A 25,764-nucleotide genomic window follows, 5' to 3' on the forward strand; every position below is an offset into this window, starting at 1 on the left:
CGCCCCCTGACCCCCAATCCTGGGGGAGAAAAGTAAGTTAAAGTCTCCCCCGGTGCGCTTTCCGTAGGCGAATTAAATTCGCCACGGGTCGCACCGCAAAGTTGGGGGACCCACGGGGGCTTTAATAAAACCAGATAATCGCGCATTCATTCCTTAATTCAGCAACGCCTGAACTTGAGCCAAATCAGAAGCGTCATCACTGGTCGCACCTCAAGATTAAACAAAATCAAACAAAATTCAATCAATATAGCTATCACATATAGCTATCACAATTACTATATCTAAAAACTTCAAGGGAGAGATGATGTTAAGTTTACCAAAATCTCAAATTAAAGTTCTAGAAGAACTAGAAGCTGGTGTTAGTACAGTTGTTTATCGCGGCTATCACCAGCAAGAGCAAAAACCAGTTATTATTAAAGTTATTAAATCGGACTATCCCTCCCTTGAAGAGATTAGCAGCTTACGACAAGAATATACAATCTCCCAAGCTATTGATTGTGAAGGCATTGTCAAATGCTACGGTCTGGAAAACTATAATAATGGGTTGGCGTTGATATTAGAAGATTTTGGGGGTCAATCCCTGAAGCAGTTTATCAACTCTCACTCCATTAATCTAAAGGAGTTTCTGCGAATTGCTATTTCTCTAGTAGAAAGCTTGGATGAGCTGCACAAAGTCCCGATTATTCATAAAGATATTAACCCCTCCAATATCATCATCAATCCGGAAACAGGACAAGTTAAAATAACTGACTTGGGCATTGCCTCCCGCTTGTCTCTAGAGAATCCCACCACTAAGAATCATAATTGGCTCCAAGGGACTCTTGCCTATATTTCACCGGAGCAAACTGGGAGGATGAACCGCTCCATTGACTACCGCAGTGACTTCTATTCTTTAGGTGCCACTTTCTACGAAATGCTAACGGATCGGGTACCGTTTATCACCACCGATCCCATGGAATTGATTCACCATCATCTGGCTCAATATCCTGTCCCTCCTGATCAGCTTAATCCAGAAATTAGTGAAGTAGTTTCATTGATTGTGATGAAACTCCTCAGGAAAAATGCTGAAGACCGATACCAAAGTGCTACGGGACTAAAAGTTGACCTAGAAAGCTGTCTATACCAGCTACAAACCACTGGAAAAATTGAAACCTTCACTCCCGGAACCTATGACATCGGGAGCCGACTGCTAATTCCTCAAAAACTCTATGGTCGCGAAGGGGAAGTGGCCACCCTGATGGAGGCCTTTGAACGAGTCAGTGTTGGAGCCACTGAATTGATGTTGGTATCCGGTTACTCAGGGATTGGTAAAACCTCAGTGGTCAATGAAGTTCATAAACCAATTGTCAAAGCCCGAGGGTATTTTATTGGTGGTAAATTTGACCAGTTTAAGCGCAATAGTCCTTACGCTGCTTTGCTGGACGCATTTCGGGGATTAATTCGGCAACTGTTGACAGAACCCGCTCAAACACTAGGGATTTGGAAAGAGAATTTATTACATGCTCTGGGTGCCAATGGCAAGGTGATTATTAATGTCATTCCCGAAGTGGAACTGATTATCGGTCAACAGCCGGAAGTACCCCAACTCGGACCATCGGAATCCCAAAACCGATTTTTACGGGTGTTTCAACAATTCATCGGTGTCTTTGCCCAACCCCAACATCCCCTGGTGCTCTTCCTTGACGATTTACAGTGGGCAGATTTAGCATCATTAAGGTTGCTCCAGACCTTAATGACGAACTGCGATCGCAACTATTTATTAATCATTGGAGCTTATCGAGATAACGAAGTCAGTCCCACCCATCCCTTGATTCAAACCATTGAGAAAATTCAAGAAACTGACTTAGTCATACATCAGATCACCATTGAGCCGTTACAGAAACAATACGTTCAGCAATTAGTAGCCGATACTCTCAATGACACCCAAGGGGAAAACCAGACCAAACCCCTAGCAGAGCTATTATTCCATAAAACCCAAGGTAATCCCTTCTTCTTGACCCAACTGCTCAAAACCCTCTACTCAGAAAATTTGCTGAGTTATGACGTCAGCAGTGGCAGCTGGCAGTGGGATATTGATGAAATTCAAGCTATTGGCATCACTGATTATAATGTGGTGGAACTGATTGCCAGAAGTATTGGCAAGCTACAACAAACGACCCAGCAGGTTTTAAAATTGGCAGCTTGTCTGGGCAATCAGTTTAACTTAGAGATGCTAGCCATTGTCAATGAAGACTCAACCATTATCACGGCTGCTCAGCTCTGGGAAGCACTACAGATCGGTTTGATTCTGCCGTTGAGTGATACTTACAAAATTCCTCTGCTATTTGGACAAGAAGAATCCGCAGATTTTGGCCTCAGTGATGTCAAGGTTAACTACAAATTTTTACATGACCGGGTGCAGCAAGCCGCCTACTCTCTGATTCCCGAATCCGACCAACAAGCAACCCACCTAAAAATTGGCAAATTGTTGCTGAACCATACCACTCCAGAGGCACGGGAACAGAATATCTTTGCCTTGGTTAACCAACTCAATTTTGGCACGGACTTACTCACCGCTCAGTGGGAAAAAGATGAGTTAGCTCAACTCAATCTGACTGCGGGTCAGAAAGCCAAGGCCGCAGCCGCTTATCCCAGCGCTCTCAAGTATCTGAATGTAGGTCTAGGACTCCTAGCAGCGGATACCTGGACTGACAACTATGACTTCACCCTTGCTTTCTATATAGAAGTGGTGGAAGCGGAATACCTCAACAGTAATTTTGAGCAATCAAACCTCTTGGCTGGAGTGGCTCTGGAACAAGCCAAAACCCAATTAGATCAAGTCAAGGTGTATGAACTAAAAATCTACTCTTATATTGCTCAAAACCAAATGCAAGTCGCCTTGGATACGGGGCTAGAGGTTCTGGACATGCTCGGGATTCAACTGGATCAAGACCCCCCCTCTAAAAACCTGATTAGTGAGGATTTGGTTGACCTACCAGAAATGACTGACCTGACTAAACTAGCGGCCATGGGGATCTTAAAGTCTGTAGGAAACGCTGCTTTTATTGCTAATCCGTCATTGTATCCACTGTTTATCTTTACAAGAATCAATCTATGTATCAACCATGGCAATTCAAATCTGTCCACGGACACCTATATTAATTACGCCATGATCCTGTGTGGATTTATGGGAGATATCGATGGTGGCTATAAATTTGGTCAACTGTCTTTGATGCTGTTGGAGCAATTCCATGCTCAGGAGTTCAAATGCATAGTATTAGATGTTTTTAACGGTCATATCAGGCACTGGAAAGAGCATCTCAAGGAAACCATAGACCCCTTACTAGAGGCGTTTAACAGCGGTCTTGAAACCGGAAATATAGAGTATGGCGGTTATGCTGCCATCAACTACTGTGCCAACCTATTTTTTGTGGGATATGATTTGGACTTTGGTGCTCAAAAGTATGGCCAGTATCTGGATTGGCTGCAAAAAAGAAAGCTAGACTATCATGTTACTTATGCTAAAATCGGCAAACAATTAATCTTAAATTTACTCGGCAGATCTGACGATCCCTGTCAGTTAATTGGGGAAGACTTTAATGAATTAGAAATGCTTCCCATTTTAATAGAACAGAATAATGGAACCTCTCTGTTTTATCTATATCTTGCCAAATCCATTCTGTTTTATTGGTTTAAGGAACCCGAAAAAGCTATTGCTCAGGCCAGGTCAGCAGAGCAATACGCACAAGCTGTCCCTGGCATGATTCTTATTGCTGAACACAATTTCTACTATTCTCTAGCGCTTTTGGCTCACTATCCCCATGTAGAGCCACAGCAGCAAGGTGAATACCTCACCCAAGTAGCAGCTAATCAGGAAACTCTGAAAACCTGGGCATACCATGCTCCATCAAACTTCAAGCATAAGTACGAGCTAGTGGAGGCAGAGAAAGCACGAGTTTTAGGGCAACACTGGCAAGCCATGGAAATTTATGACCAAGGAATTGAAGGAGCAGCGGACCAGGACTATATCCAGGAAGAAGCACTGGCCAATGAGCTAGCAGCAGAGTTTTATCTGTCTTGTGGCAAACGAAAGATCGCCGAGGCTTACTTGACTGATGCCTACTATGGATACAGTCGCTGGGGAGCTGTGGCAAAAGTGAGAGACTTAGAATCAAGATACCCCCAACTCCTTAGCAAAATTACTGCCCAACCAACAACGCAAGTTCCAGTAGATTCCATAACCAACTCAACGATAACACTAAGTTTAACCGCACTGGATTTATCTGACGTTATCAAGGCATCTCAAGCCATTTCAGAAGAAATAATTTTCGATAATTTACTGGACAAGTTGATGCATATTCTCCTGACTAATGCTGGGGCTAAAAAGGGGTTTATCATTTTGTCAAAAGAAAATAAACTGATGATAGAGGCAGCCGGTTCAGTGGTTAACAATGGCGTAACAGTAAGGCATTCAATTCCAGTAACCATTACTCAGCAATTGCCCAAATCTGTAATTAATTATGTCGCTATCAGTCAAGAAAATTTGATTTTAAATAATCTGGTTACTAACTCTACTTTTGCTGATGATATATACATCATAAAGCATCAGCCAAAGTCAGCTGTGTGTTTGCCACTTCTGCGTAAAAAAAATATGATTGGTATGGTGTATTTAGAAAATAATATAATTTCTGGAAATTTTACCAATGAACACGTAGAAGTGTTAAGCCTTCTGTGTAATCAAGCGGCAATTTCTTTGGAAAATGCCACGCTTTACCAGACCTTGCATGACGTTCAAGTTAGGGAGAGACTCGAAAAACAGATTCGCAAATCTCTGGAAAGAGAAAAGGAACTCACTGAACTCAAATCTCGATTTATCTCTATGACTTCCCACGAGTTCCGCACCCCCCTAACCAGTATTATGGGAGTTACTGAAATTTTCAAATATTATAGCCAGAATTGGAATGAGGAGAAAAAACAAAACTATCTAGATCGGATTCAAGCTAATGTCAAACATATGCTCCACATGTTGGATGACGTGTTGCTAGTCAATAAAGCCAACGCCGGAAAACTAAAATTCAACCCTGTACCATTGAATTTATTTGACTTCTGCCGTGACTTAGTCGAAGAAATAGAACTAGGTCTTAACACCAAGCAAACCATTGTTTTTGTTATTCAAGGTGAATGCCCAGAGGCTGATTTCGATGAACAAATTATCAGACATATCTTGAGGAATTTGCTATCAAATGCTACTAAATATTCCCCTAATGATAGCACCATAAACTTTGACTTGATTTGTCAGCAAGAAGAGGTTATCTTTAAGATTAAAGACCAGGGTATTGGTATTCCAGAAGAAGACCAAAAGCAACTGTTTGAGTCATTTCATCGATGCAATAATGTAGGCAATATTCCAGGAACTGGACTCGGACTTGCAATTGTCAAACAGTCTGTGGAAGTACACGGTGGTGAAATTACGGTAAATAGCCAGGTCGGTATTGGCACAACGTTTACTGTCACAATTCCACTGTACTCCCCTGCTGCAGCACCAGAGCAAGTACAAAGACCGAGAGCTGTTTGCCAGTTGGCAGTTGGCAGTTGATCCTAATAGGAATTATGATTATGCCTAGAAGAAAGGATTAGTTTGACTTGGTTTTTAAAAGCGTTTCTAAATGTTAAGGTTTGAAGGAGGAACTGATATATGTCGCAGATTTTAGTTATTGAAGATGAGGAAGATATCCGTACCATTGTTGTGGAAATACTTCGGGCTGAAAATTTCGATGTTATTGAAGCAGAAAATGGTGAAATCGGTGTGGAATTGGCAAAAAATGAATGTCCTGATTTGATTATTTGCGATATTAAAATGCCGAAACTGGATGGTTACGGTGTAATGATTCAGTTACAAGAAATTCCATCCACCCAGACAATTCCCTTGATTTTTCTTACGGCTAAATCTACAAAAAGTGATCTGCGGATGGGGATGGAACTGGGCGCAGATGATTATCTGACCAAGCCATTTACTAGAGATGAATTATTAGGAGCAATCACAACCCGCTTAGCCAAGCAGATGGCTGTTGAGCAAGAATCTCAAAAACAGGTCGATGAATTGCGCGATAACATCACTCATGCACTACCTCATGAGTTGCGTACTCCTCTCAATGGCATTTTGAATCTTGCCCAATTCCTGATAGAAGATTATGATACCATAGAGCGGGGTGAAGCTATGGAAATGCTTCAGGAAATCCGTGTATCTGGAGAACGTTTATATCGGCTCACCCATAATTTTTTACTCTATGCAGAACTAGCGCGAATCGAGCAACAACCTAAGCAAGCCAGGAAGCTGCTTGATTATGGAGAGCAAAGTTTTACTAGAACAATTATCCAAGACCTTGCTATCCAAAAATGTCTGAAGGTAAACCGGAAAGACGATTTGCACTTAGAACTGCAAGAAGTAGTTGTCAATATTTACCAATCCAAATTCACTAAAATTGTTGAAGAAATCATTGATAATGCCTTGAAGTTTTCCGAGTTTGGTAAGCCGATTAAGATTCAGAGTTATTTCCAGGATAATAAGTTAAATATTTTGGTGATCGATCAGGGACGAGGCATGACACCAACTCAAATTGCTAAACTCGGAGCCTATATGCAATTTGATCGTAAACTCTACGAGCAACAAGGCTCTGGATTAGGCTTGATCATTGCCAAACTGTTGACTGAATTACATGGTGGAGAATTAAACATAACCAGTTCTCCAGGAATACAAACAATTGTCCATGTTATACTTCCAGGAAAATTATCAATTTAAGGATTAATTGTTGATTGTTGATTACTAAAGTTTACTAATTAAACTTTAATTTTTCAGGGTTCATCTATAATATCAAGTATGCTGTAAGCATACAGCGGTTTGCAATTCAATTAGGTACAAATTTCTGGGTTTTGAGGGAGCAGGGAGCAGGGAGCAGGGAGCAGGTAAGTCGGAAGTGCCAAAACAATCCTGTGTACCTGATAGTTATGCAATCCGCCGTATGGGCGTAGCGCATTAGCTGCATGCTTACGTCTTTGTTTGTTTGCTCAAAAGTCTGTTGTCATTTGTTATTGGTATTAAGAGTCCATAGCCTCAACACCTGCAGAAGACTCTTGTATTATACAATATCAATGCGCTTCGGACTTGATATCATGCAAAACTTTCTTCTGGCCATTGATTTTTCCGAGATCACCCCAGTAGTGATTGCCCAAGCCGAGTCTTGAATCCTTAATCCTTGATCATAAAATTCATGCATCCAGTTGATTACATCATTGTTACTATTTACCTGATTTGCATAGTCGTTTTTGGGGTTATTCTTCAACGGAAAGCATCTGAGGGTATAGAATCCTACTTTTTGGGAAATCGCAATCTGCCCTGGTGGGTTTTGGGGGCTTCTGGAATGGCTTCCAATACTGACCTGGCTGGCACGATGGTGATCAGCGCCTTAATTTATGCTCTGGGAACGAAGGGATTTTTCATCGAGATCCGGGGTGGCGTTGTCTTAATTATGGCTATTTTTATGATATTCATGGGCAAGTGGAACCGACGGGCAAAGGTGATGACTTTGGCGGAATGGATGCACTTGCGCTTCGGCTCAGGAAGGGAAGGCAATACGGCTCGGATCATAAGTGCTGTTGCTAATATTATCTTTGCTATTGGCTCCATGAGTTACTTTTCGGTTGGGGGGGGCAAATTCCTGGGGGAATTTCTGGGTATTGATGACCGCTATGCTTCGATATTTTTGATTTTGCTCGCCCTGGTATATACGGCTGTTAGCGGTTTTTACGGCGTAGTATGGACGGATGTATTTCAAGGTATTTTGATTTTTATTGCGATTATCTATATTTGTGCGATCGCATTCTCTACGGCAACTATTCCGGATACCTTCTCGGTCTCGATTCCTGGGGCTGAGCAATTGCAAACTTGGAATTTCACGGAGTGGAGCAGCATCTCGCCCCCAATCGCAGTTGATCTACCGGGAGACTATGGCATCTTCAATTTGTTCGGTGGGGTGATTTTATTCTATCTGTTCAAAGAAATTATGGTAGGGTTTGGCGGCGGGGGTGGGTATATGATTCAACGCTATTTTGCCGCTAAAAGCGATCGCGAAGCTGGGTTACTGTCCCTATTTTGGATAATCTTGCTTTCTTTTCGTTGGCCCTTGGTTACAGCCTTTGCAGTATTGGGTATCCATTACGGAACCACTAAAGCAGTAATTGCTGACCCTGAACTTATCTTACCAACGGTGATCGCAGAATATGTGCCAGTGGGGATAAAAGGGTTGCTGATCGCTTGTTTTATTGCAGCAGCTATGTCTACCTTTGACTCAATCATCAATGCTAGTGCTGCTTACTGGGTTAAGGATATTTATCAAGCTTATATCAATCCCCAAGCTAATAGCCAACAACTGATTGTTCAAAGCCGCTGGGCATCAATTGTAATTGTAGTGGTGGGATTGCTATTTAGTTTCAATATCACCAATATCAATGACATTTGGGGATGGCTAACCCTGGGACTAGGTGCTGGACTGTCTATTCCTTTGGTGTTGAGATGGTACTGGTGGCGCTTTAATGGCTATGGATTTGCCCTTGGGACAGTGGCGGGGATGGTAGCGGCTATTTTAACCAAGGCAATAGTACTACCCAATTTAAATTACGCTCAATTTCAGGAATATGCGCTGTTTCTCATTCCCAGCGTTTGCTCATTACTAGGATGTATCCTAGGAACATTTTTAACTGAGCCAACTGACCGGGAGGTGATGGATAATTTCTATCGAGTCACTCGACCGTTTGGGTTTTGGGGAGTAATCCGTCAAAACCTCCCAGCTAATAGTCAGGCAAAAATCAGGAACGAGAATCGGCGGGATATTCTATCTACATTGATCGGGATTCCTTGGCAGATAGTGTTGTTTTTAATGGGAATCATGTTGATGATGAAACGTTGGGATAATTTTGGAATCCTGTTGTTTTTATTTATTATCCTATCTATTTGTTTGTACTTTAATTGGTTTAGACACCTGTCAAAAGAGGTGAGACTAGATTAAGTTTGAAACTGTAGCAAAGGGAACAGGGGAATAGGGAATAGGGAATAGGGAACAGGGAACAGGTAAAACTAGGAAAGACCGCGCTGCATCACTACTCCCTACTTCCGGTAGTGCCTCAAGGAAGTGTGGGAGTAGTCACTACTATGGAATGTCCTCTGTGTGGTCATCACAAGACCCATAAACAGGTCAAAACAAGCATTGGACATCAACGGTATTACTGTCGAGTTTGCCGAGAGACTACCTGTACCTTTGATACTCTTTACTATCGCGCCACAGATTGAACCGGAAAAAATCTCCACGCTTCTAAAAGCTCACGCAGCAAGGTTGTAGTTTAAGTAGGGAGGGGGTTTGGGGACTTATCGCTCCCCCAGACCCCCTCGCTAGTTAAGTCAATTTGTTGCAATAAAACTTTACATTACGTTACATTAAGTTACATAACACGTCAAAATAAAAAACAATCCTATGGTCAAAACTACTAACAAACCCTCTTATTCCAATATTTTTGATGTTCCAAGGCGGTGCAAACTATCCAGAGCCTATCCATTGATGACCAACTGGGACTTTTGTGGGTCTTTGACGACAATATGAGAGGTTTAGTGACTTCACTGGCTGTTCAATTAAAAATTGAACGGGGGATTAAAACCCAGATAATTACTACTTAGAAATTAGTTGATCGACAAATAATAGATAAGTGTATTTACCTAGATACATTGTACTCAAATCAGCATAAGTTAGTCAGGAGCCTGGGAGTAGCAAACCCCACGGATAAATCCGGGGGCTTGTGAATCATTACCTGACCAGCCCAAGTCCCGTCAGGGACTACGTTATCACCAAGAGTTGAAGTTCCTACCTTGAAATGCGACGCTAGTTTCAAGCTCTAGAACCGGATTGTTAAACATCTTTATCAGGTTAAGGAAGTGCAATCTGGAAAGTACCGACTGATAACATTGGCGAAGCGAACTTTACCCTAGCAATAGGAGAATACTCACATTATGCGAGTTTTTGTACTTGATAAAAACAAAAAACCTTTAGACCCATGCCAGCCTGCTAGAGCTAGAATCTTGCTCAAACAAGGAAGGGCTAAGGTCTTTAGGAGATACCCGTTCACAATCATTATGCGCGATTTGGAGGAATTGGAATGTGTAACACATAATCATCAGATCAAACTTGACCCTGGTTCTCAAACGACAGGTTTAGCAATTATTCAAGAAAAGGTGGTTGTTTGGGGTGCGGAACTAACCCACAGAGGTCTTCAAATTCGAGATGGTTTAACCTCACGTAGAAAGTTGAGACGTTCTCGTAGAAACCGCAAAACTCGTTATCGACAGCCACGGTTTCTTAACCGTAAACGTCCTGATGGGTGGTTAGCTCCCAGTCTAATGTCGAGAGTCTATAATATTCTCACATGGGTAAAAAAACTTACTCGATTTTGTCCGATAACTGGCATTTCTCAGGAATTAGTTAGGTTCGATACTCAGAAGATGGAAAACCCTGAGATTTCTGGCACAGAGTATCAGCAGGGCACACTCTACGGATATGAAGTTAGAGAATATCTACTTTCCAAATGGAATCGTAAATGTGCTTACTGTGGTGTGACCGATACTCAACTAGAGGTCGAACACATCAAACCTAAATCAAAGGGCGGTTCTGACCGAGTAAGTAACCTAGCAATTGCTTGTAGGAAGTGCAATCAAATCAAAGGTAATCAGGAAATCGAACAGTTTTTATCTGGTAAACCTGATGTTCTAAAGCGTATTCTTTCTCAAGCCAAACGACCTTTAGTCGATGGGGCAGCCGTCAACTCAACTCGATGGAAGTTGTATAACGAATTAAAAGCCTTAGGTTTGCCGATTGAAACAGGGTCAGGTGGATTAACTAAGTACAATCGATGTCGGCAGAACCTTCCAAAAACACACTGGTTAGATGCCGCGAATGTTGGAGAAGTCGATACTTTGTACATCGAAAGTTATCAGCCCTTGTTGATTTCAGCTAAAGGACATGGTACTCGTCAGATGTGCAGAACGAACAAGTTTGGCTTTCCCACTCGTTATGTACCAAGGTTTAAGTTTGTCAAAGGGTTTCAGACTGGAGATATTGCCAAAGCCGTTGTAACCAAAGGCAAGAAAATTGGAACCTACACAGGTAGAATAGCTACTCGAAAAACCGGTTCATTCAATATCTCCACTAAACACGAACTGGTTCAAGGAATTAGTCATAAATATTGCAGCATTGTACACCGGAAAGATGGATACTCTTATAGTTTCTAATTCAAAAGAATCTCTGTCAAGCTGCTGTTTATGTAAGGGGAGCGACTCCTCCCCATGCATGAATGACAGGGGTTTCCGTCGCTCCCCTTACCAACCCCTATTTTTTTGATGAAGATATCCAACTTAGATAACCAAACTATTGATCGCATTGTTGAAATGGCTTGGGAGGATAGAACACCATTTGAGGCAATTGAGGTTCAGTTTGGTCTCCAAGAGAAACACGTAATTCAATTAATGCGACGTTCCATGACTACTTCAAGCTTCAAGATGTGGCGTAAGAGAGTCACTGCACGTAACACCAAGCATCTCCGAAAAAGAGATTTTACCGCAGGTCGATTCAAGTCAAACAACCAAAAGAATTAAGTTAACAACACTATACGGATTTCACTACCTAAATTACCGTGTCAAGTCCTAGCAATTTATATGAAAAACAATTAACATAACTTATAAATGCATAAATATTATACAATAAATAGTAATTCAGCCATGAAATATTCCGAGCAACTATCTCTATAACTGAGATCTTGCACCATTGTCATTAATCGTAGGGTGGGCAGTGCCTACCAACGCGCTTTGCAAGCTTCATTATCTGTCTGATGCACTGCCCACCCTACATGAACCAAGCTTCTTGAGAATGGTGCAAGATGTGAGTATAACAAGAATTCAATGTTAGGGATAATACTTTATCTGTGTTTGGTCTGGGGTGAACTACTGGTCAATGTTTTTGATCAAAGTGGAATCCGCGTTCTGAGTCAAGTATTAGGCTTTTTCATTTTGGCTATTTCCATCCAACTGTTGGCTGATGGTATTTTCGCCTTACTACAAGAATCAGGGTTAATTTGAACAAGGATTAGCAGCTAATCCTCCAGAAGTTCAAAACCAAGTTTACTAATCAATTAATTTAAATTAGTCACATTTTGAGATATTCCCATGGAACTACATCAGATTGAAACTAATCTCAATAGCCCTAATCCTCAAAATCGGATGAAAGCCATTACCGAATTAAGGCACTATGAACCTGGTTTGGTTGTCCCCCTACTCAAGGGAAGGATGTATGACCAAGAATTTCTAATTCGTTCCTTTGTTGCTATGGGTTTGGGGTATAAGCAAACAGAGGAAGCCTTTGGGTTATTACTGGATTTAATCGAACATGATAAAGATTATAATGTCAGAGCTGAAGCAGCTAATTCTTTAGCTAAATATGGTGAGCGGGCAATTCCCCATCTCGTATACCTATTCCAACAAGACTCTAATTGGTTGGTAAGGCAAAGTATTCTTGCTGCAATCGAAGTAACTGAACATCCAGAAATATTTTTAAAGCTCTGTATTTCGGGACTTAAAGGGAACGATATCACAGTTCAGGAATCAGCGATCGCTAATTTAGGGCAATTAGCAAAAACACCTCAAGCATCTTCAGCTTTAGAGGTTCTTCTTGAAGCAGCTAACTCCTCTATAGATGCAATTCGTGCGCAAGTAGCCATAACTTTGAGACATTTTGATGACCCAAGAGCCCAAAATGCTCTGATGAAGCTGCGACAAGATTCTGATTATCGAGTTGTCGGTGCAACATTAGAGGGACTTCTCTAGATTTCTTCACGGGGTAACAAGCCAATTGAAAGTCATACAGGGGTTAGGTTTTAGGGGTTAGGGGTTAGGGAACATTCCCTACACCTTTCACCCCACACCCAGTAAGGCTTTTAAGCTTGTTTGTCACCCCGTCAGGTCTCGACCCTACAGCATCATAGTGTTTAGTTGCGTAAGTCCTGAGAATCTTGCTCAGGTCTGCTGCTGTTGCAAATTGCCATGAATGGCTAGCCAAATGCAGGGTGGCTCAGCACTGGTATATTCCACTCGATGCTTTTGATGAGCTTTTATAAATAGATAATCCCCTGCTTTGAGCTTGACACTGGAACCGTCAAGGTAGCTAAGGGTTGCTTGCCCTTGTAACAGGATTACCCATTCGTCTTGGTCTTGGTCATACCACTCTCCGGTTGGTGTGGTTTGTCCAGTGGAGATGATGCGCTCGATTAATAGGTTATCGGTAGATATCAACGGTTCAAACAGTTCTTCGGTAGGAAGTTCAGGAGGTAAATTGAAAATGTTAGCTATCTCTTCAGTGTTCATACATCACCTTATGAATCAAGTTCAATGGAGACAACCACCTGTCCGTGATCAGATTGCCAAGTCTCAATTTTCTCGTCACTCAAAGTTTCGTCGATTAGATGATCATTGAAAAGGGAGACATACCCAACTCTGCCAATACGTTTGGGATTTTGAACCACGAATTCCTGACTGACCAAGATGTGATCTAGGCTCTCGTGGTGGCCATTATGGATGTGGGTGTAGTAGAAGTCACCATAGTTTTGTCGAGCTTGAATGTCTTTGACGTAATACAACAACACATCCCAGATCATCTGCTTTTGCTGAAACCAGAGTTTTCTCAAAGGGGGCTCTCCAGAAACGATTTGAGAAGTTATAGCCACACCACTATCATTGACATCACCCATCACTATTACCGGATGATCCCTGTGCTGTAGCTTATCCATCAAAATTACCCGCAAAGCTGTTGCTTCAGCTGCTCGGAGGATTAGAGATCTCGCTTGTCCTTTGGCTTGTTCAATTGGGTCATTGCGGTCTACTCCATCTGGGATGATCGGACGCTTGGACTTGAGGTGAATTACAAAAACTGTACAATCAATCGTGTCACTCAGCTTGAGATGTGCTTCTAACACTGGTCGAGAAAAACGCTTGAGTGGGATGTCTGTTCCCTGGATATCCAGGCATGCCGTAGTGGGAAAATCTTTGATGACGTTGTATTCAAGCACTGGAAACCTGGAGGTCAGGGCAACAACTGGACTTTTACCGGTAGGCTTTGCGAACACAGTGGTGGCATTATCATAAATTTGGCTCTGAGCCAGTGCTTGTTGGAGAGCTTCTTGATGAAATACCTCTTGAAAGCCAACAATGTCAGCTTTCATCTTCTTCAGTTGTTCAGCGATCCAGGTGGTCTTAAGAGCGTATTCTGTTTGGGTATATATCTTCTTTCTATAGTATAGGACATCTGGTAGCACTAAGTTGCATAGGTTAAAGGTTCCAACTTTGAAACGGTTTCGATGCATGATTCTTATTTGTGTTGAGAGCTATTCCTCCAGCTTGGCATTTCCCCATCTAAAGATGCGGGGATTCTCTGTTCTTGGAGTTGCTCTAACCTCGCAGGCTTAGGCCATTTGTAACAACTTCAACCAAGGGCTTAGATCATGTCAGGATAATTACCCTTAATCAAAATTTCCCCCATCTCCCGATCTCCCGATCTCCCCATCTCCCCATCTCCCCATCTCCCGATCTCCCCATCTCCCGATCTCCCCACACCTCCGTTCTTTGTTACAAATATGAGATGCACCCGTTGGACAAGCTTAAATCCTATAACCAACACTCCTCAAGGTGAGAGAATAAATTAACTCTCATCCTCCAAATCGATAATACTCCCAAATTCATGCCATCACGACCAACCAGAGTTGGTAGGTGACCCACTGGAGCCCAGATTACGGAAAATGTCAGGTCTTCATAATTTCTCCATCGTCTTCTGAGGTGCAATCCTTTCCGCTCTCGCCATCCCACACGATGACCAAATTGTTGATAAAGCTGAGTTTGATAGGCTAATAGGTTAGGGAAATAATTACTGCGGGAAATACTGTTGGGGTTGTAATAGGAACTTAAAACATACAAGCTTCGGTTGAATTCTAGTTTATCAACGTTATTATCGTCACTATCAAGTTTTCCCCCAAGCTTCTCCCAAATTTCTTTTTGCAAACTGAAGCCGAATTGCCCACTGCTATACTTTAGCCAAAGCCGCTCAATGGTGTGTAGATCGGTGCAAGGAAAATTCTTGATTGACTCAGGGTCGATATTGTTGTCTTCTTCTCGATCAACTGCTTTGACCATGAGAGCAAACGTTTCCTGATCGGCTTCTTTCCATTTACCGGCTCTTAGTAAATTTCGCAAGTTAGAGTAGTCTATGCCTTGATCAGAAATGAGTTGGTCAGGTTGGTGTAGGTCAACAGTTATCCCCAACTCTTGGTTTTTTTGATTTAAGGTATATTGAACAATGTCAGGAATCTTACCATACCGTTCATAGTTTTCCACAATTTTGCGATACTTGGCTTCGATTTTGCGATACTCACTATCGGGATCATGGTTGGGGTCTTGATTCATTAAAATAGTCAGTAAAATATCCAACCCGTTATTATCAAGAAACAGAGCTGGCTCGATCTCGGGCTTAATAGTCTGGACTTTTTCGGTGGCATAGTTATGTAATTCACGAACATAGATTAAGCCAGCCCCATCTCGGTCTGCTGCACCAGTTTCAATGCCTTCGACTAAGTACTGGGTGTAAAGGGAACAATCAGCTGGTTCCTGTTTACAAGAGGTTTGTGTAGTTGTGGAGGAGGTGAGAACCGCTCGCCCTGGAGCACTGAGTTCTTCCTTGAGATTGACACTCACAGGTTCTGTCAGCCAACCGTCAGCTGAAGCACTATAGTAATCACACTCAAGAATTACTATTTGTTGCTGAGCATCACTACGACTCAATTGCTGGTGTAACAAAGAAGCGGGTAATGCAGTACCTTCAAGGTTATCTTTAGTCGTGATGCTAGTTGTTAAATACAGTTTACCATCCTGATTAATAATTCCTTGGCCAGAGAAAAAAACTAGGGCTAAGTCATTGACACCACATTGGTCAAATACGTTTTTAATTGCTTCTTTTAGGGTTTCTAAATTGGGATTTATCAGCAACTCTACCCGAGTAAAATCCCCTAGGGTTTTCTCTTGCAAAACTCGCTGCATTGCTGCCACATCATGGGAGGCAGCTTGATGGGTAGTTAAACCTTCGGCATACTGATCAACCCCGATCAGCAGTGCTACTTTCTTAGCCATTTACTTTTTTACTAATGCCATCTCTTATCTTCTTATAGCATTTCTAAAATAGGTTACGTACAAAAGTTTTTGATTTTCGGCAATAGGGAATAGGGAATAGGGAATAGGGAATAGGTAAAAAATCCTGTGTACCTCATAAAGAGGAGAACTGCTATATAATAATTAAGGACTGATTAGATTTTCATATTGTTCCGACTCCCGACTCCCGACTCCCGACTCCCGACTCCCGACTCCCGACTCCCGACTCCCGACTCCCGACTCCCGACTCCCGACTAGTCACGGGTCTTGGTTAACCATTAGAATCGATTTAATTTTTCGTTTGATTCGATTTCCGTTTTTGTCCACTCTGCCATAAATGGTTTTGCCGTTATAATAAAGAGCGGAGGAGCTTCCTCCATCTAGATTCATGGCTTTTTCAACCCCGGCAATTTTCAGGAAGGTAGCTAGGGCTCTGAAGGACATACCGGAATTTCTGGGAGCTTCTGATTTTTGAGCCACCATTACTAACAAAATGCTGCCATCAGGAGTAATACCGACTGCACTTCTAGCATTGGGTCGGCTGCTCCCTAGGGCATCTCGTATGACTTTCCGATTTTCTACAGCTACAAAACCTTCGGTTACTGATGTAATTTGTGGAACCAGCAACGGACCACTGCCTAGGGCATCTAATAATTGACAACCGGGGGGGGTCGGTTCACTGTGTAGGGTGATATCATAGCGGACTGTTGACCCACAACGGTATCGCCGAAATTCTGATCGATTGAGAATTTTCTCCATGTAGGGCTGTAAGTTGGGATTTTGGATCAGCCCCTGGTTGTCACGGGGATCTGCTACTAGTTGCCCTTGCTTGATTACAATCGAGGTGGTCTTCTGATTTTTTGGGTCAAAAAAACCGCCGTTGATGGCAGCTACAGCTTGGTGCTTTTGGGCTAAATCTTCTAAGGTGATTAACTGTTCCGATATGGCGGGAGTAACGGAAAATCCACTTTCAGCTGGAATTAATAAGGTGTGAACCACACTAAAGTCTAGAGGATGGGATTGGTATTTGATCTGTTTCTGGGGTGGCGAAACATCTGAAGAAAGGGCATCGGGTGGCTGGTGATCCTGGATAGATAACCACGCAACCGCTAAACCTATGGCAATCAAGCTCAGCCCAAGGATTTTTCTCACGTTATTTTTGCTAAAGTAGTCAACCGGATTTGACATCATAAAGCATAATCCGATGACCATCGTAATCGCAGAATGCTTGTTCAGTGAAATTGAGGTTTGGTGGTCTAGTAAAGTAATTGGGCTCAATGGTGTCAAGTCCCAGTTCACGGATTTTCTCAATGGTTAGGGTGAGGTCTTTTACTCTGACCACCAGTGCTAGAGGATAGGGAGTGGTAGGGGTGGGTAATTCAATTCCCTTGGCTTCGGTCAGGGCCAGGGCTCTAGGTTCGTCTTCTGTACTGAGTGATGCAAATTTGAGCTTCAAGGCGGCAGCCCCGCGCTGTACCCGATAGGGTCAGCGTCGGGAAGGATAGCCTGGTGATGGAGTGAAACGGAGTCACCAATTAAAAGTTTTGAGGAATAGGGAAACAAGCTATCAAGCTTCTGATTAATTCTGAAGGGGTCATCCCTCTCCTGTCGGCTTCTTGTTTTAATTGTTGTTTTTCAAATTCAGTTACTCTAACTATCAGTTTTTGATCTTTCATTTTTCTTTATGTTTTGGGTTATCAAACAGGTACCCATATGCTAGATTATTGATAGGTCGATAAACAAGAGGACAAGAATGAAATCCGCATATCAATACCGATTAAGATTAACAAAGTCGCAAATATCAAAAGCGGAAAAATGGTTGGACATGTTGCGTTATCAGTACAACTATTTATTGGCAGACAGGTTCAATTGGTTTGACCAAAATCGCTGTTCTATCAAATCTTGTCCTCTTGTTTGTCACTTACCAGATCTAAGGAATAATCCTGACTACTTTTCTCAGAAGAGAACCCTGCCTCAACTCAAGAAAGACAGACCTTGGTACAGTGACATTCATGCTCACGTATTACAAGACTGCGTTAAAAGAGTTGATCTGACTTTTAAGCGATTCCTAAAAGGGGATACCAACGGAAGAAAAAGCGGAAAACCTCGATTCAAGAGTAAAAATAGATACAAATCCTTTACTTTTCCTTCTTTATCTAAGAATCCTATAAATGGGAATATTTTGACTCTTCCAAAATTTGGCCAAGTCAAGATGATTTATCATCGACCTATCCCAGAAGGATTCAAGATAAAGACAGCTACTATCACCCGAAAAGCTGATGGCTATTATGTCACACTGTCAATTCAAGATGATACTGTACCAAAAATTATCCCAGTAGATAGTGTTACCAACCCTATCGGGATAGATATGGGACTCAAATCTTTCCTGGTAAAGTCTGATGGCTCAGAAGTGCCCATCCCCCAATACTACCGAAAAGCTCAAAAGCGACTAAAGAAAATTCAGAAAGCTGTCAGTAGATCGAAGAAAGGAAGTAATAACAGAAAGAAAGCTGTCAGCAATCTAGGAAAGGCTCATAAAAAAGTAGCTGACACTCGAAAAGATTTTCATTTTAAAACTGCAAAGAGGTTATTGGATGAGCACGATTTAGTAGCTCACGAGAAACTCAACATTAAAGGTCTGACTAGAACTAAACTAGCTAAATCTGTATTAGATGCTGGATGGGGGCAATTTCTGTCTATTTTGTCAGTCAAAGCCGTTCGCGTAGCGTGGCCTACGGCCATAAATGCTGGACTGATCACGAAGGCAGTAAACCCCAGAAATACCAGTCAAAACTGTTCTAACTGTGGAGCAAAAGTTCCTAAAGAATTAAAAGACCGCATCCACTCTTGTACTCATTGTGGTTTTACAGCGGATCGTGATGTGAATGCGGCAATAAACATATTGGATTTGGCGGTGGGACGTCCCGTCAGAAGTAAAGCTTGCCGAGTAACCGAAGGAATACCTGGTGTTGGCAAGAAGCCCGCGTTGTCCCGTTAGGGCAACGTCGGGAGTACGTCACCTGAGCAGTTTTGGGAAACTGAAACACTGGGTATAGGTAAGACTCTGGGGATGCTTCAGCGAGATAGTCGAGCTTAAATCCTAGGATATCTTGGTAAATGGTGAATGCTCGTTCGAGATCAGCAACGACTAAGCAGGGGCGCTTGATGTGAAGCGCATCTAGATTAGGGGTATTGGGGTTGACTGAGGGCTGATTGGTTTCCATTCACCCACCTAATTCTACGTTAGCTAATTATATAGCAAAGGGAACAGGGAATCGGGAATCGGGAATCGGGAATCGGGAATCGGGAATCGGAAATCGGGAATCAGGAATCGGGAATCGGGAATCGGGAATCGGGAAGCGGGAATCGGGAATCGGGAATCGGGAATCGGGAATCGGGAATCGGGAATCGGGAATAGGCAAGAGGCAAGAGGGAAAAAATATTGTGTACCTAATAGCTATGATAAACGTTATAAAGCTTGGGGAATTGGTAATTGGAATAAGTGTTGAATAGAAAAATTGGTATGAATTATTTTTCGATAATAGGCTATATTGAAAACCATTTTTTTGCCGTTTTATCCTACCTTTTTAGTGAGGGTAAACCTTGGCCTTGGCCTATTGGCCACGCTACGCGAATGGCCACGCGTGCGCGTTCAACCTGCCAACCTGACAAGCTGAGACCCTTCAACTTTCAACTTTCAACCAAACAACTTTCAACCAAATAACTGATAGCTGATAGCTGATAGCTGATAGCTGATAATTTAGCTATCAAAAAAGTTTGCGATCGCATTTGCAAATCCTTCAAAGGAGCTGTAACTTTCGGATACAATAGAAACAGTTAATCCCAAGTTTTCAGTATTAGCAGCGGTATAGGGACCAAAGCAAGCAACGACACAATGGTTATAATCCTGGGGGGAGTTAACCATTGTCAAAAAAGCGGTTACTTCTGCGGTGCTACTAAAAGCGATTACATCTATCTTGCCTTGACTAATCAGATTTAATTCTACATCATAGATAGTTTGATCCAAAATTCGGGTTTGATAGGTCAATACCGGAGTGACTTTCATGCCTAATTCCTGTAAACCCGAAATAAAATTTGGGATGACATTAGGCTCTGGTATCCCGACCACCTCTGGAATAGGAACTAATATAGTTTTCTGATCAATAGTTGGATAGTTAGACAATTCACTAACAATTCCGGTTGGGCTAGCTTCAGCGGGAACTAAATCAGCTGTTACTCCAAAATCAGACAATCTTTCGGCATCTTTTCCAATGGCAGAGAGTTGACAATTTTTCAGCACAGATGTAGAAATACCCAAGGATGCCATGCGCTCAAAAAAAGCGTCTATTCCGTTGCGGCTAGTGAAGGCAATCCAATCAAATTTATGAATTTGTCTGAGAGCAGCATCTAATTCAGGGGAATTGCCTAACAGACAGGTTTCAATAGTTGGCATCACTATGGGAAGTCCACCCTGGTTAATGATTTGTTGAGATAACCGAGACCCATAGATTCTTGGTGCTGTGACAATGATTCTCTTGCCATAGAGAGGGAGTTGATTGGAGGGAGATAGAGGGTGCATCTTTTTATTGTAAATCTATATCAAGACAGGGAACAGAGAACAGGGAACAGGGAACAGGGAACAGTAGTCAAGAGCTCCAAGGAGTGTTTACTGTTATCTATAGCATTAATATTAAGGATATATTTATAAATACTATAGATAACATTTATAAATATATTTTATTTGAAAAAAAATTACAGTTTTTTTGAATAGCAAAAATTATTATATACTTAATTAAATCTTGCCTCTTGCCTCTTGCATCTTGCCTTTCCCGAACAGATTATGTTCACAACTCAAATGGAAATGCTATATAACCATCCTAGGGCGAAACTATTAAAAACATTAATTAATATAGCGTTTTCCATACTTATAAGGTACATTCAATTTTGTTACCCCGTCTTGATGCAGCCGCTGATGGGGTTTAGCCCATCAGCGGCTGCATCCCTACTCCCTACTCCCTACTCCCTACTCCCTACTCCCTACTCCCTGTTCCCTTTGTTATAGATGAACAAATTAGCACTTATCTTAAAAAATCCCTTTTTCACGGAGATCAAGTGGATCCTAAGCCTGTTCCTGGCTGCCCTTTTCCTTTGGGGTATTTTTCTGGGAAACGTACCCCTACGAGACTGGGATGAAGGCACCAGAGCCCTGATCGCTAGAGAAATCTATCGCACGGGTAACTGGCTCCATCCTACTCTGTGGGGAGAACCTTATCTACTTAAACCCCCTTTAATGGATTGGTTGATTGCCTTAAGCTATAAACTAGGGGGTGTCCAAGAATTCACTACTCGTCTGCCTGGTGCTTTTTTGTCAGCGTGTGGAGTACCACTGCTCTATTTAGTAGCACGAGAACTATTTGTTGAACGTCTCAGTGCCATGTTTGCAGCTAGCGTTTACTTGACCCTGTTGCCAGTGGTGCGCCACGGACGTTTGGCGATGCTGGATGGCATGATCAATACTTGGTTTTTGCTGTTGCTATTGTGCTTACTTAAAGCTTGTCAGGCTCAGTCTTATTGGGCAATTGGGATCGGAGTTTGTTTAGGACTAATTACTTTCACAAAAGGTCTATTAGTTGTGCCTCTAGGGGCAATTGTCTTGGTCTTTATTCTGGCAAATAAAACGTTATGGTTGTTGAAAAGTCGCTATTTTTGGTTGGGCATAGTCCTAGGTTACGCACCGGTTTTGGTTTGGTATATTGCCCAATGGCAGCATTATGGAGCAACATTTTGGCATGTTCATTTTATCTCGCAAGGATTCGCTCGTATCTCTCAAAAGGTGGAAGGGAATCAAGGCTCACCATGGTATTATATTTTGGAGTTAATTAAGTATACTTTCCCTTGGCTATTGTTTTGGCTAGGAGGATTTTATCTAGCTTGGCGAAAACCTCTCACCACTTGGGGGAGTTTGATTTTAATTGGGACTATCGGCTATTTGACGATTATTTCTATGATGGGAACCAAGCTGCCCTGGTACATTATGCCTGTGTATCCCTTTTTTGCTATAGCTGTTGCGGCTCAACTCACCCTATTTTGGCAACATTGGAGTCGTTATCCTAAGATTTTAACAATTATTTTAGGATTTATCGGAGTAGCTGGTTTAGGGGGATGTATTTATTTTATATTGGCAGATCCCCAACCGGTTTTAATCATTATGGGTATGGTGGTAAGCCTAACCATGACCCTAGCGGCTTTGAAAATTAAACAGCATAACCGCAATTTTATCCCAATTTTATTGATAGGGATGTACATAACTTTAGTATTATTAATGAGTTCTCAATCTTGGCTGTGGGAGTTAAATGAAGCATTTCCAGTTAAGCCAGTAGCAGCTTTGATTCAGGAACATACCGCTCCAGGGGATATTATCTATACGTCTTTTTCCTATCAGCGTCCTAGTTTAGATTTTTATAGCGATCGCAAAGTGATTCCCCAAGATGAAAATACTTTAAAACAGTTGTGGTCAACTCAATCTTACCTACTCTTGGACAACTCTACCTTAGACGCTTTGCAATTACCTAATCAAGTATCTTTAGGCTCTGCTGAAGGGTTTACTTTAGCTAAATCAATGGGAGTGGGGAGTGGGGAGTAGGGAGTAGGGAGATGGGGAGATGGGGAGTGTCAATCGAGAGTAGAAAATAGCTCTGCCCAATCAATCACTGATGGTCTTGCTCCCTGGTTTATCAGCTCAAAAACTTTTCCGACCGTAGCAGGGTTAGCAATGGATTCTACACAAGCTGATGCCACATCAATTCGGCTAGCTTGACCTGATAAAGTATCCCCTGTACCTAATACTAACCCTAATTTTCCTCCTGTTGTCGCTTTCAACAGAGTGTTTAAATCATAGGAGGTAAACGGACCGTCGATCAGTCGTCCTGGACGAATAATAGTATAGGGTAATCCTGAATTAATGATGATTTCTTCTGCCTTTTTTTTGGCATCGAGTACACCAAAGGAATTAAGAATACTATAGGGTGGTTTATCTTTCCGTAGCACACCACAAGAGGATACAAAGATAAACCGCTTGAGATTTTTAGGAGCTGCTGCTAGCAGATTGCTAACTCCTATAGCATCAACTTGCTCAGGACTATTTTTGGCTTTAGTACGAGCGTAGGTGGGCTTGAGATAGATCTTGAGCCACTCGATCACACTTGGGAATCCTTTAGCTTGATCCATTGTGTCGAAATCCCACTTTTGAGAAGGGAAAGCAGTAGTTCCAGTACAACAGATGATATGAGTAACATTTTGTATTTCAGGGGGGAGGCTAGGGCGTGTCTTCTTGCCTCGGAGATCCCCCTAAATCCCCCTTAAAAAAGGGGGACTTTGAGTATGGCTCCCCCTTCCGCGCGGGGGGCTGGGGGGGATCTAAATCTTGCGGAAAACTTTGAAAACACGCCCTAGAGGGATAGCGGATGTCACCAACAATAATCTCTACTCGGTTATCAAACATTTGCTGAGCTTTTTCAGCACTGCGAGTCAGAACACTAACCTGAAAACCTTTATCTAGTAGCTTGGCCACCGTTAGCTGTCCCACCCCACCTGTAGCACCCGCCACCAGTACTCTATCTGTTGAAGTCATCACCCCTGCTCCTCAAGTTTTGGTCTTAACTGGAATTTGGAATAAGTATATAGTAGTTGTGAGTTTTAGGGAGCAGGGAGCAGGGAGCAGGGAGTAGGGGAGTGTGGGATGTGATCGCATTAAACAATTTCACCAATCCCAGGATTATTATTGCTAATTGAAATTGTAAGCATTCAGCTGATAACTCTTCGCTGAATACTTACTTCTATTCTTAGGATTTTACAGAATCCACAATCTAATTAGTCGCCAATAACCGTAAAAGTGAAGGCACTATCGACAGGACGCTCTGGAGTAGAAGTTACTACGAAAAATTGATCGGGACTGACATCAATAATTGCAGCAGACATATTAAAAGTCCGCCAAGGCGGACCATATACAGAAACAGTAGGTGCTGGCTTACTTAGGAAGTCTTCTTGAAACTCTATAATATAAAAACCGTCCTGGATTTTGTTGGTTGTGAAGCCCTTGCCATACATTACAGAACCATCTGAATCAACAGCTCCATAAACCTCACGAGCTTGAGCTACAGCAGGGTTAGCAACGAACACAGACAAGCACCAAACAATTAAAAGGAATAGGGAAGCAACTTTCTTCCCGATAGACTGAAAATTCACTATCATATCTCCATTTGATGATCATGTTCAACCTAAAACTTTTGTTGTCTCAGGTTGCGATAACAACCTACCACGAAAAAAGGATACATTCCCCAAACCCTTAACATTTTTTCAATATTTTTTTTAAATTAATCTGTGATAGGAAACCAATATCTCTTACTTGGTCAAGCAAAGAAGGGAAGTGTGGGAATATCGGAAGTGTGGGAAGCGAACCCATGAAATAATCTCACCAATCCCAGCATTATTATAGCTAATTGAAATCAAGCATTACTTTCAACAAACTAACCTTCAACAAACTAACCTTCAACAAACTAACCTTCAACAAACTAACCTCCAACCTTCAACCTTAAAAAAATAGCCGCAGAAATACTATCCACGGCTAGGAATGTTACCTTATGTCATTCAGTTTTTTCACCTATCCAGACGTGACCCTATGGGATTAGACCCGATGGTTTGGCCGGGGGGAAAACCCCCCAGGAATTTAACGTTTTACGGGATAATCAAGTACTTGACGCTAATTGTGATGAACTCTCCCGGAATACCCGTCGGCTGAAGAGGAGTCCAGTCGGAAATTTCCGTGTAACGAAGTACATACAGGGTATGCATCGTATTAAGTATGGCCTTGCGGGACCCCTTTAAAATATGCTGAACAGGGATTTTTTTTGGGGAAGACTCGTCAGGAGTATTGTCTGAATTAGGCGGTAATTGTGAAGGCATAAGGTTAACCTCTTGCTTAATGTTTGCCATTATAATAGTAATGATTATATATTAATTTGTCAAGGGTTTTGAAAATTTATTTTTGGGATGGTAAATTTAAATAAAGCGCTCGCATCCCATCAGCAATCTGTTTTTTTATGAGTAGTAAATTTTGGTAATTGGGAGTCGGGATAATAAATTTACTGGATATAATAATTATTTTTACTATGAGGTACAAAAAGAACCCACTAAATTCCTAGTGAAAAGGGGTACTTTGAGAAAGAGATTCCCCTAAATCTCCCTTAATAAGGGGTACTTTGAGAAAGAGATCCCCCTAAATCCCCCTTAATAAGGGGGACTTTGAGGTTGATAAGTTTACCTCATGCATGCAATAAAATCTATGTCATAAGTATGATCAACCTTAGGAAGCGATCGCGTATCCTTTCTGTCAGAGCCTCACTTTTTATTATGAGTAGCATAGGGGATAGTAAATCGTGAAACTCTTCAAGTAAAGTTGTATTTTTATTTGTGCTATGCTAAATTAACAGTAGGCTAAATTATCTATT

General features: G+C 42.0%; 19 protein-coding genes and 3 pseudogenes. 11 read left to right on the forward strand and 11 right to left on the reverse strand.

Annotation, left to right across the window (positions count from 1 at the left end; genetic code table 11):
- Positions 1-301 precede the first annotated feature (301 nt).
- From BJP37_RS33630 to BJP37_RS33670, 8 genes and pseudogenes are all read left to right on the forward strand, one after another.
- Positions 302-5,575, forward strand: a complete 5,274-nt coding sequence (locus tag BJP37_RS33630) for an ATP-binding sensor histidine kinase (protein ID WP_229415542.1) — start codon at positions 302-304, stop codon at positions 5,573-5,575.
- A 99-nt stretch (positions 5,576-5,674) separates the two neighbouring features.
- Entirely contained in the window at positions 5,675-6,778 is a 1,104-nt protein-coding gene (locus BJP37_RS33635; protein ID WP_075905566.1) for a hybrid sensor histidine kinase/response regulator, read from the forward strand.
- A 469-nt stretch (positions 6,779-7,247) separates the two neighbouring features.
- Positions 7,248-9,041 carry a sodium:solute symporter family transporter gene (locus tag BJP37_RS33645; RefSeq protein ID WP_075905568.1) on the forward strand — a complete coding sequence of 598 codons (1,794 nt, stop codon included), beginning with the start codon at positions 7,248-7,250 and terminating at the stop codon, positions 9,039-9,041.
- A 143-nt stretch (positions 9,042-9,184) separates the two neighbouring features.
- A pseudogene (locus BJP37_RS40545) lies at positions 9,185-9,356 on the forward strand (transposase-like zinc-binding domain-containing protein); the annotation flags it as partial.
- A gap of 677 nt (positions 9,357-10,033) precedes the next feature.
- Positions 10,034-11,308, forward strand: a complete 1,275-nt coding sequence (gene iscB / locus BJP37_RS33655; protein WP_075905570.1) for an RNA-guided endonuclease IscB — start codon at positions 10,034-10,036, stop codon at positions 11,306-11,308.
- A gap of 108 nt (positions 11,309-11,416) precedes the next feature.
- Entirely contained in the window at positions 11,417-11,671 is a 255-nt protein-coding gene (locus BJP37_RS33660) for a TIGR03643 family protein (protein ID WP_075905572.1), read from the forward strand.
- 303 nt (positions 11,672-11,974) lie between these two features.
- Positions 11,975-12,151, forward strand: a complete 177-nt coding sequence (locus BJP37_RS44790; RefSeq protein ID WP_143727931.1) for a sulfite exporter TauE/SafE family protein — start codon at positions 11,975-11,977, stop codon at positions 12,149-12,151.
- Between the two features lie 87 nt (positions 12,152-12,238).
- Positions 12,239-12,895, forward strand: coding sequence for a HEAT repeat domain-containing protein (locus BJP37_RS33670; protein WP_075905574.1), 657 nt, complete (start codon positions 12,239-12,241; stop codon positions 12,893-12,895).
- A 189-nt stretch (positions 12,896-13,084) separates the two neighbouring features.
- Here the strand turns inward: BJP37_RS33670 and BJP37_RS33675 are convergent, their stop codons facing one another.
- From BJP37_RS33675 to BJP37_RS33700, 6 genes are all read right to left on the reverse strand, one after another.
- Complete coding sequence (locus tag BJP37_RS33675) at positions 13,085-13,432, reverse strand: cupin domain-containing protein (RefSeq protein ID WP_198954260.1); 348 nt, start codon at positions 13,430-13,432, stop codon at positions 13,085-13,087.
- Between the two features lie 8 nt (positions 13,433-13,440).
- Positions 13,441-14,427 carry an endonuclease/exonuclease/phosphatase family protein gene (locus BJP37_RS33680; RefSeq protein ID WP_075905576.1) on the reverse strand — a complete coding sequence of 329 codons (987 nt, stop codon included), beginning with the start codon at positions 14,425-14,427 and terminating at the stop codon, positions 13,441-13,443.
- A gap of 301 nt (positions 14,428-14,728) precedes the next feature.
- Complete coding sequence (locus BJP37_RS33685; RefSeq protein ID WP_075905578.1) at positions 14,729-16,240, reverse strand: GUN4 domain-containing protein; 1,512 nt, start codon at positions 16,238-16,240, stop codon at positions 14,729-14,731.
- A gap of 276 nt (positions 16,241-16,516) precedes the next feature.
- A complete protein-coding gene (locus BJP37_RS33690) occupies positions 16,517-17,410 on the reverse strand; it encodes a phosphodiester glycosidase family protein (protein WP_075906729.1) in 894 nt (297 codons plus the stop codon).
- Positions 17,411-17,429: 19 nt separating this feature from the next.
- A complete protein-coding gene (locus BJP37_RS33695) occupies positions 17,430-17,714 on the reverse strand; it encodes a hypothetical protein (protein WP_198954261.1) in 285 nt (94 codons plus the stop codon).
- Positions 17,715-17,793: 79 nt separating this feature from the next.
- The gene (locus BJP37_RS33700; RefSeq protein WP_075898914.1) at positions 17,794-17,934 is read right to left on the reverse strand and encodes a plasmid mobilization protein; all 141 of its coding nucleotides are present in this window, start codon (positions 17,932-17,934) and stop codon (positions 17,794-17,796) included.
- A 77-nt stretch (positions 17,935-18,011) separates the two neighbouring features.
- Between BJP37_RS33700 and BJP37_RS33705 the strand changes: the two genes are divergently transcribed.
- Complete coding sequence (locus tag BJP37_RS33705) at positions 18,012-19,256, forward strand: RNA-guided endonuclease InsQ/TnpB family protein (protein WP_075905580.1); 1,245 nt, start codon at positions 18,012-18,014, stop codon at positions 19,254-19,256.
- Between the two features lie 253 nt (positions 19,257-19,509).
- Here BJP37_RS33705 and BJP37_RS38060 read toward each other — a convergent pair whose 3' ends face one another.
- Both BJP37_RS38060 and BJP37_RS33720 read right to left on the reverse strand, forming a co-directional pair.
- The gene (locus tag BJP37_RS38060; RefSeq protein ID WP_198954262.1) at positions 19,510-19,680 is read right to left on the reverse strand and encodes a hypothetical protein; all 171 of its coding nucleotides are present in this window, start codon (positions 19,678-19,680) and stop codon (positions 19,510-19,512) included.
- Positions 19,681-20,018: 338 nt separating this feature from the next.
- Positions 20,019-20,837: a uroporphyrinogen-III synthase gene (locus BJP37_RS33720; protein WP_075905582.1), complete on the reverse strand. Its 819-nt coding sequence runs from the start codon at positions 20,835-20,837 to the stop codon at positions 20,019-20,021.
- 483 nt (positions 20,838-21,320) lie between these two features.
- Between BJP37_RS33720 and BJP37_RS33725 the strand changes: the two genes are divergently transcribed.
- Complete coding sequence (locus tag BJP37_RS33725) at positions 21,321-22,901, forward strand: ArnT family glycosyltransferase (protein WP_075905584.1); 1,581 nt, start codon at positions 21,321-21,323, stop codon at positions 22,899-22,901.
- Positions 22,902-22,930: 29 nt separating this feature from the next.
- On the opposite strand, the pseudogene BJP37_RS33730 reads toward BJP37_RS33725, so the two are convergent.
- The 3 genes and pseudogenes from BJP37_RS33730 to BJP37_RS33740 all read right to left on the reverse strand — a co-directional run.
- A pseudogene (locus BJP37_RS33730) lies at positions 22,931-23,578 on the reverse strand (NAD(P)H-binding protein); the annotation flags it as partial.
- Positions 23,579-23,711: 133 nt separating this feature from the next.
- A pseudogene (locus tag BJP37_RS45295) lies at positions 23,712-23,888 on the reverse strand (SDR family oxidoreductase); the annotation flags it as partial.
- 239 nt (positions 23,889-24,127) lie between these two features.
- Positions 24,128-24,502: a hypothetical protein gene (locus tag BJP37_RS33740; RefSeq protein WP_143727929.1), complete on the reverse strand. Its 375-nt coding sequence runs from the start codon at positions 24,500-24,502 to the stop codon at positions 24,128-24,130.
- Between the two features lie 259 nt (positions 24,503-24,761).
- Between BJP37_RS33740 and BJP37_RS44795 the strand changes: the two genes are divergently transcribed.
- Positions 24,762-24,860, forward strand: coding sequence for a pentapeptide repeat-containing protein (locus BJP37_RS44795; RefSeq protein WP_369121429.1), 99 nt, complete (start codon positions 24,762-24,764; stop codon positions 24,858-24,860).
- Positions 24,861-25,764: the final 904 nt, after the last annotated feature.

Source organism: Moorena bouillonii PNG, from assembly GCF_001942495.1.
GTDB lineage: Bacteria > Cyanobacteriota > Cyanobacteriia > Cyanobacteriales > Coleofasciculaceae > Moorena > Moorena bouillonii.

Bases quoted from the DNA above. Each gene is read 5' to 3' on its own strand.
- BJP37_RS33660 (WP_075905572.1), top strand. From the start codon at position 11,417: ATGAAGATATCCAACTTAGATAACCAAACTATTGATCGCATTGTTGAA.
- BJP37_RS33670 (WP_075905574.1), top strand. From the start codon at position 12,239: ATGGAACTACATCAGATTGAAACTAATCTCAATAGCCCTAATCCTCAA.
- BJP37_RS33680 (WP_075905576.1), bottom strand. From the start codon at position 14,427: ATGCATCGAAACCGTTTCAAAGTTGGAACCTTTAACCTATGCAACTTA.
- iscB (WP_075905570.1), top strand. From the start codon at position 10,034: ATGCGAGTTTTTGTACTTGATAAAAACAAAAAACCTTTAGACCCATGC.
- BJP37_RS33720 (WP_075905582.1), bottom strand. From the start codon at position 20,837: ATGCACCCTCTATCTCCCTCCAATCAACTCCCTCTCTATGGCAAGAGA.
- BJP37_RS33685 (WP_075905578.1), bottom strand. From the start codon at position 16,240: ATGGCTAAGAAAGTAGCACTGCTGATCGGGGTTGATCAGTATGCCGAA.
- BJP37_RS33705 (WP_075905580.1), top strand. From the start codon at position 18,012: ATGAAATCCGCATATCAATACCGATTAAGATTAACAAAGTCGCAAATA.
- BJP37_RS33700 (WP_075898914.1), bottom strand. From the start codon at position 17,934: ATGAAAGATCAAAAACTGATAGTTAGAGTAACTGAATTTGAAAAACAA.
- BJP37_RS33630 (WP_229415542.1), top strand. From the start codon at position 302: ATGATGTTAAGTTTACCAAAATCTCAAATTAAAGTTCTAGAAGAACTA.
- BJP37_RS33645 (WP_075905568.1), top strand. From the start codon at position 7,248: ATGCATCCAGTTGATTACATCATTGTTACTATTTACCTGATTTGCATA.
- BJP37_RS33635 (WP_075905566.1), top strand. From the start codon at position 5,675: ATGTCGCAGATTTTAGTTATTGAAGATGAGGAAGATATCCGTACCATT.
- BJP37_RS44790 (WP_143727931.1), top strand. From the start codon at position 11,975: ATGTTAGGGATAATACTTTATCTGTGTTTGGTCTGGGGTGAACTACTG.
- BJP37_RS33725 (WP_075905584.1), top strand. From the start codon at position 21,321: ATGAACAAATTAGCACTTATCTTAAAAAATCCCTTTTTCACGGAGATC.
- BJP37_RS33675 (WP_198954260.1), bottom strand. From the start codon at position 13,432: ATGAACACTGAAGAGATAGCTAACATTTTCAATTTACCTCCTGAACTT.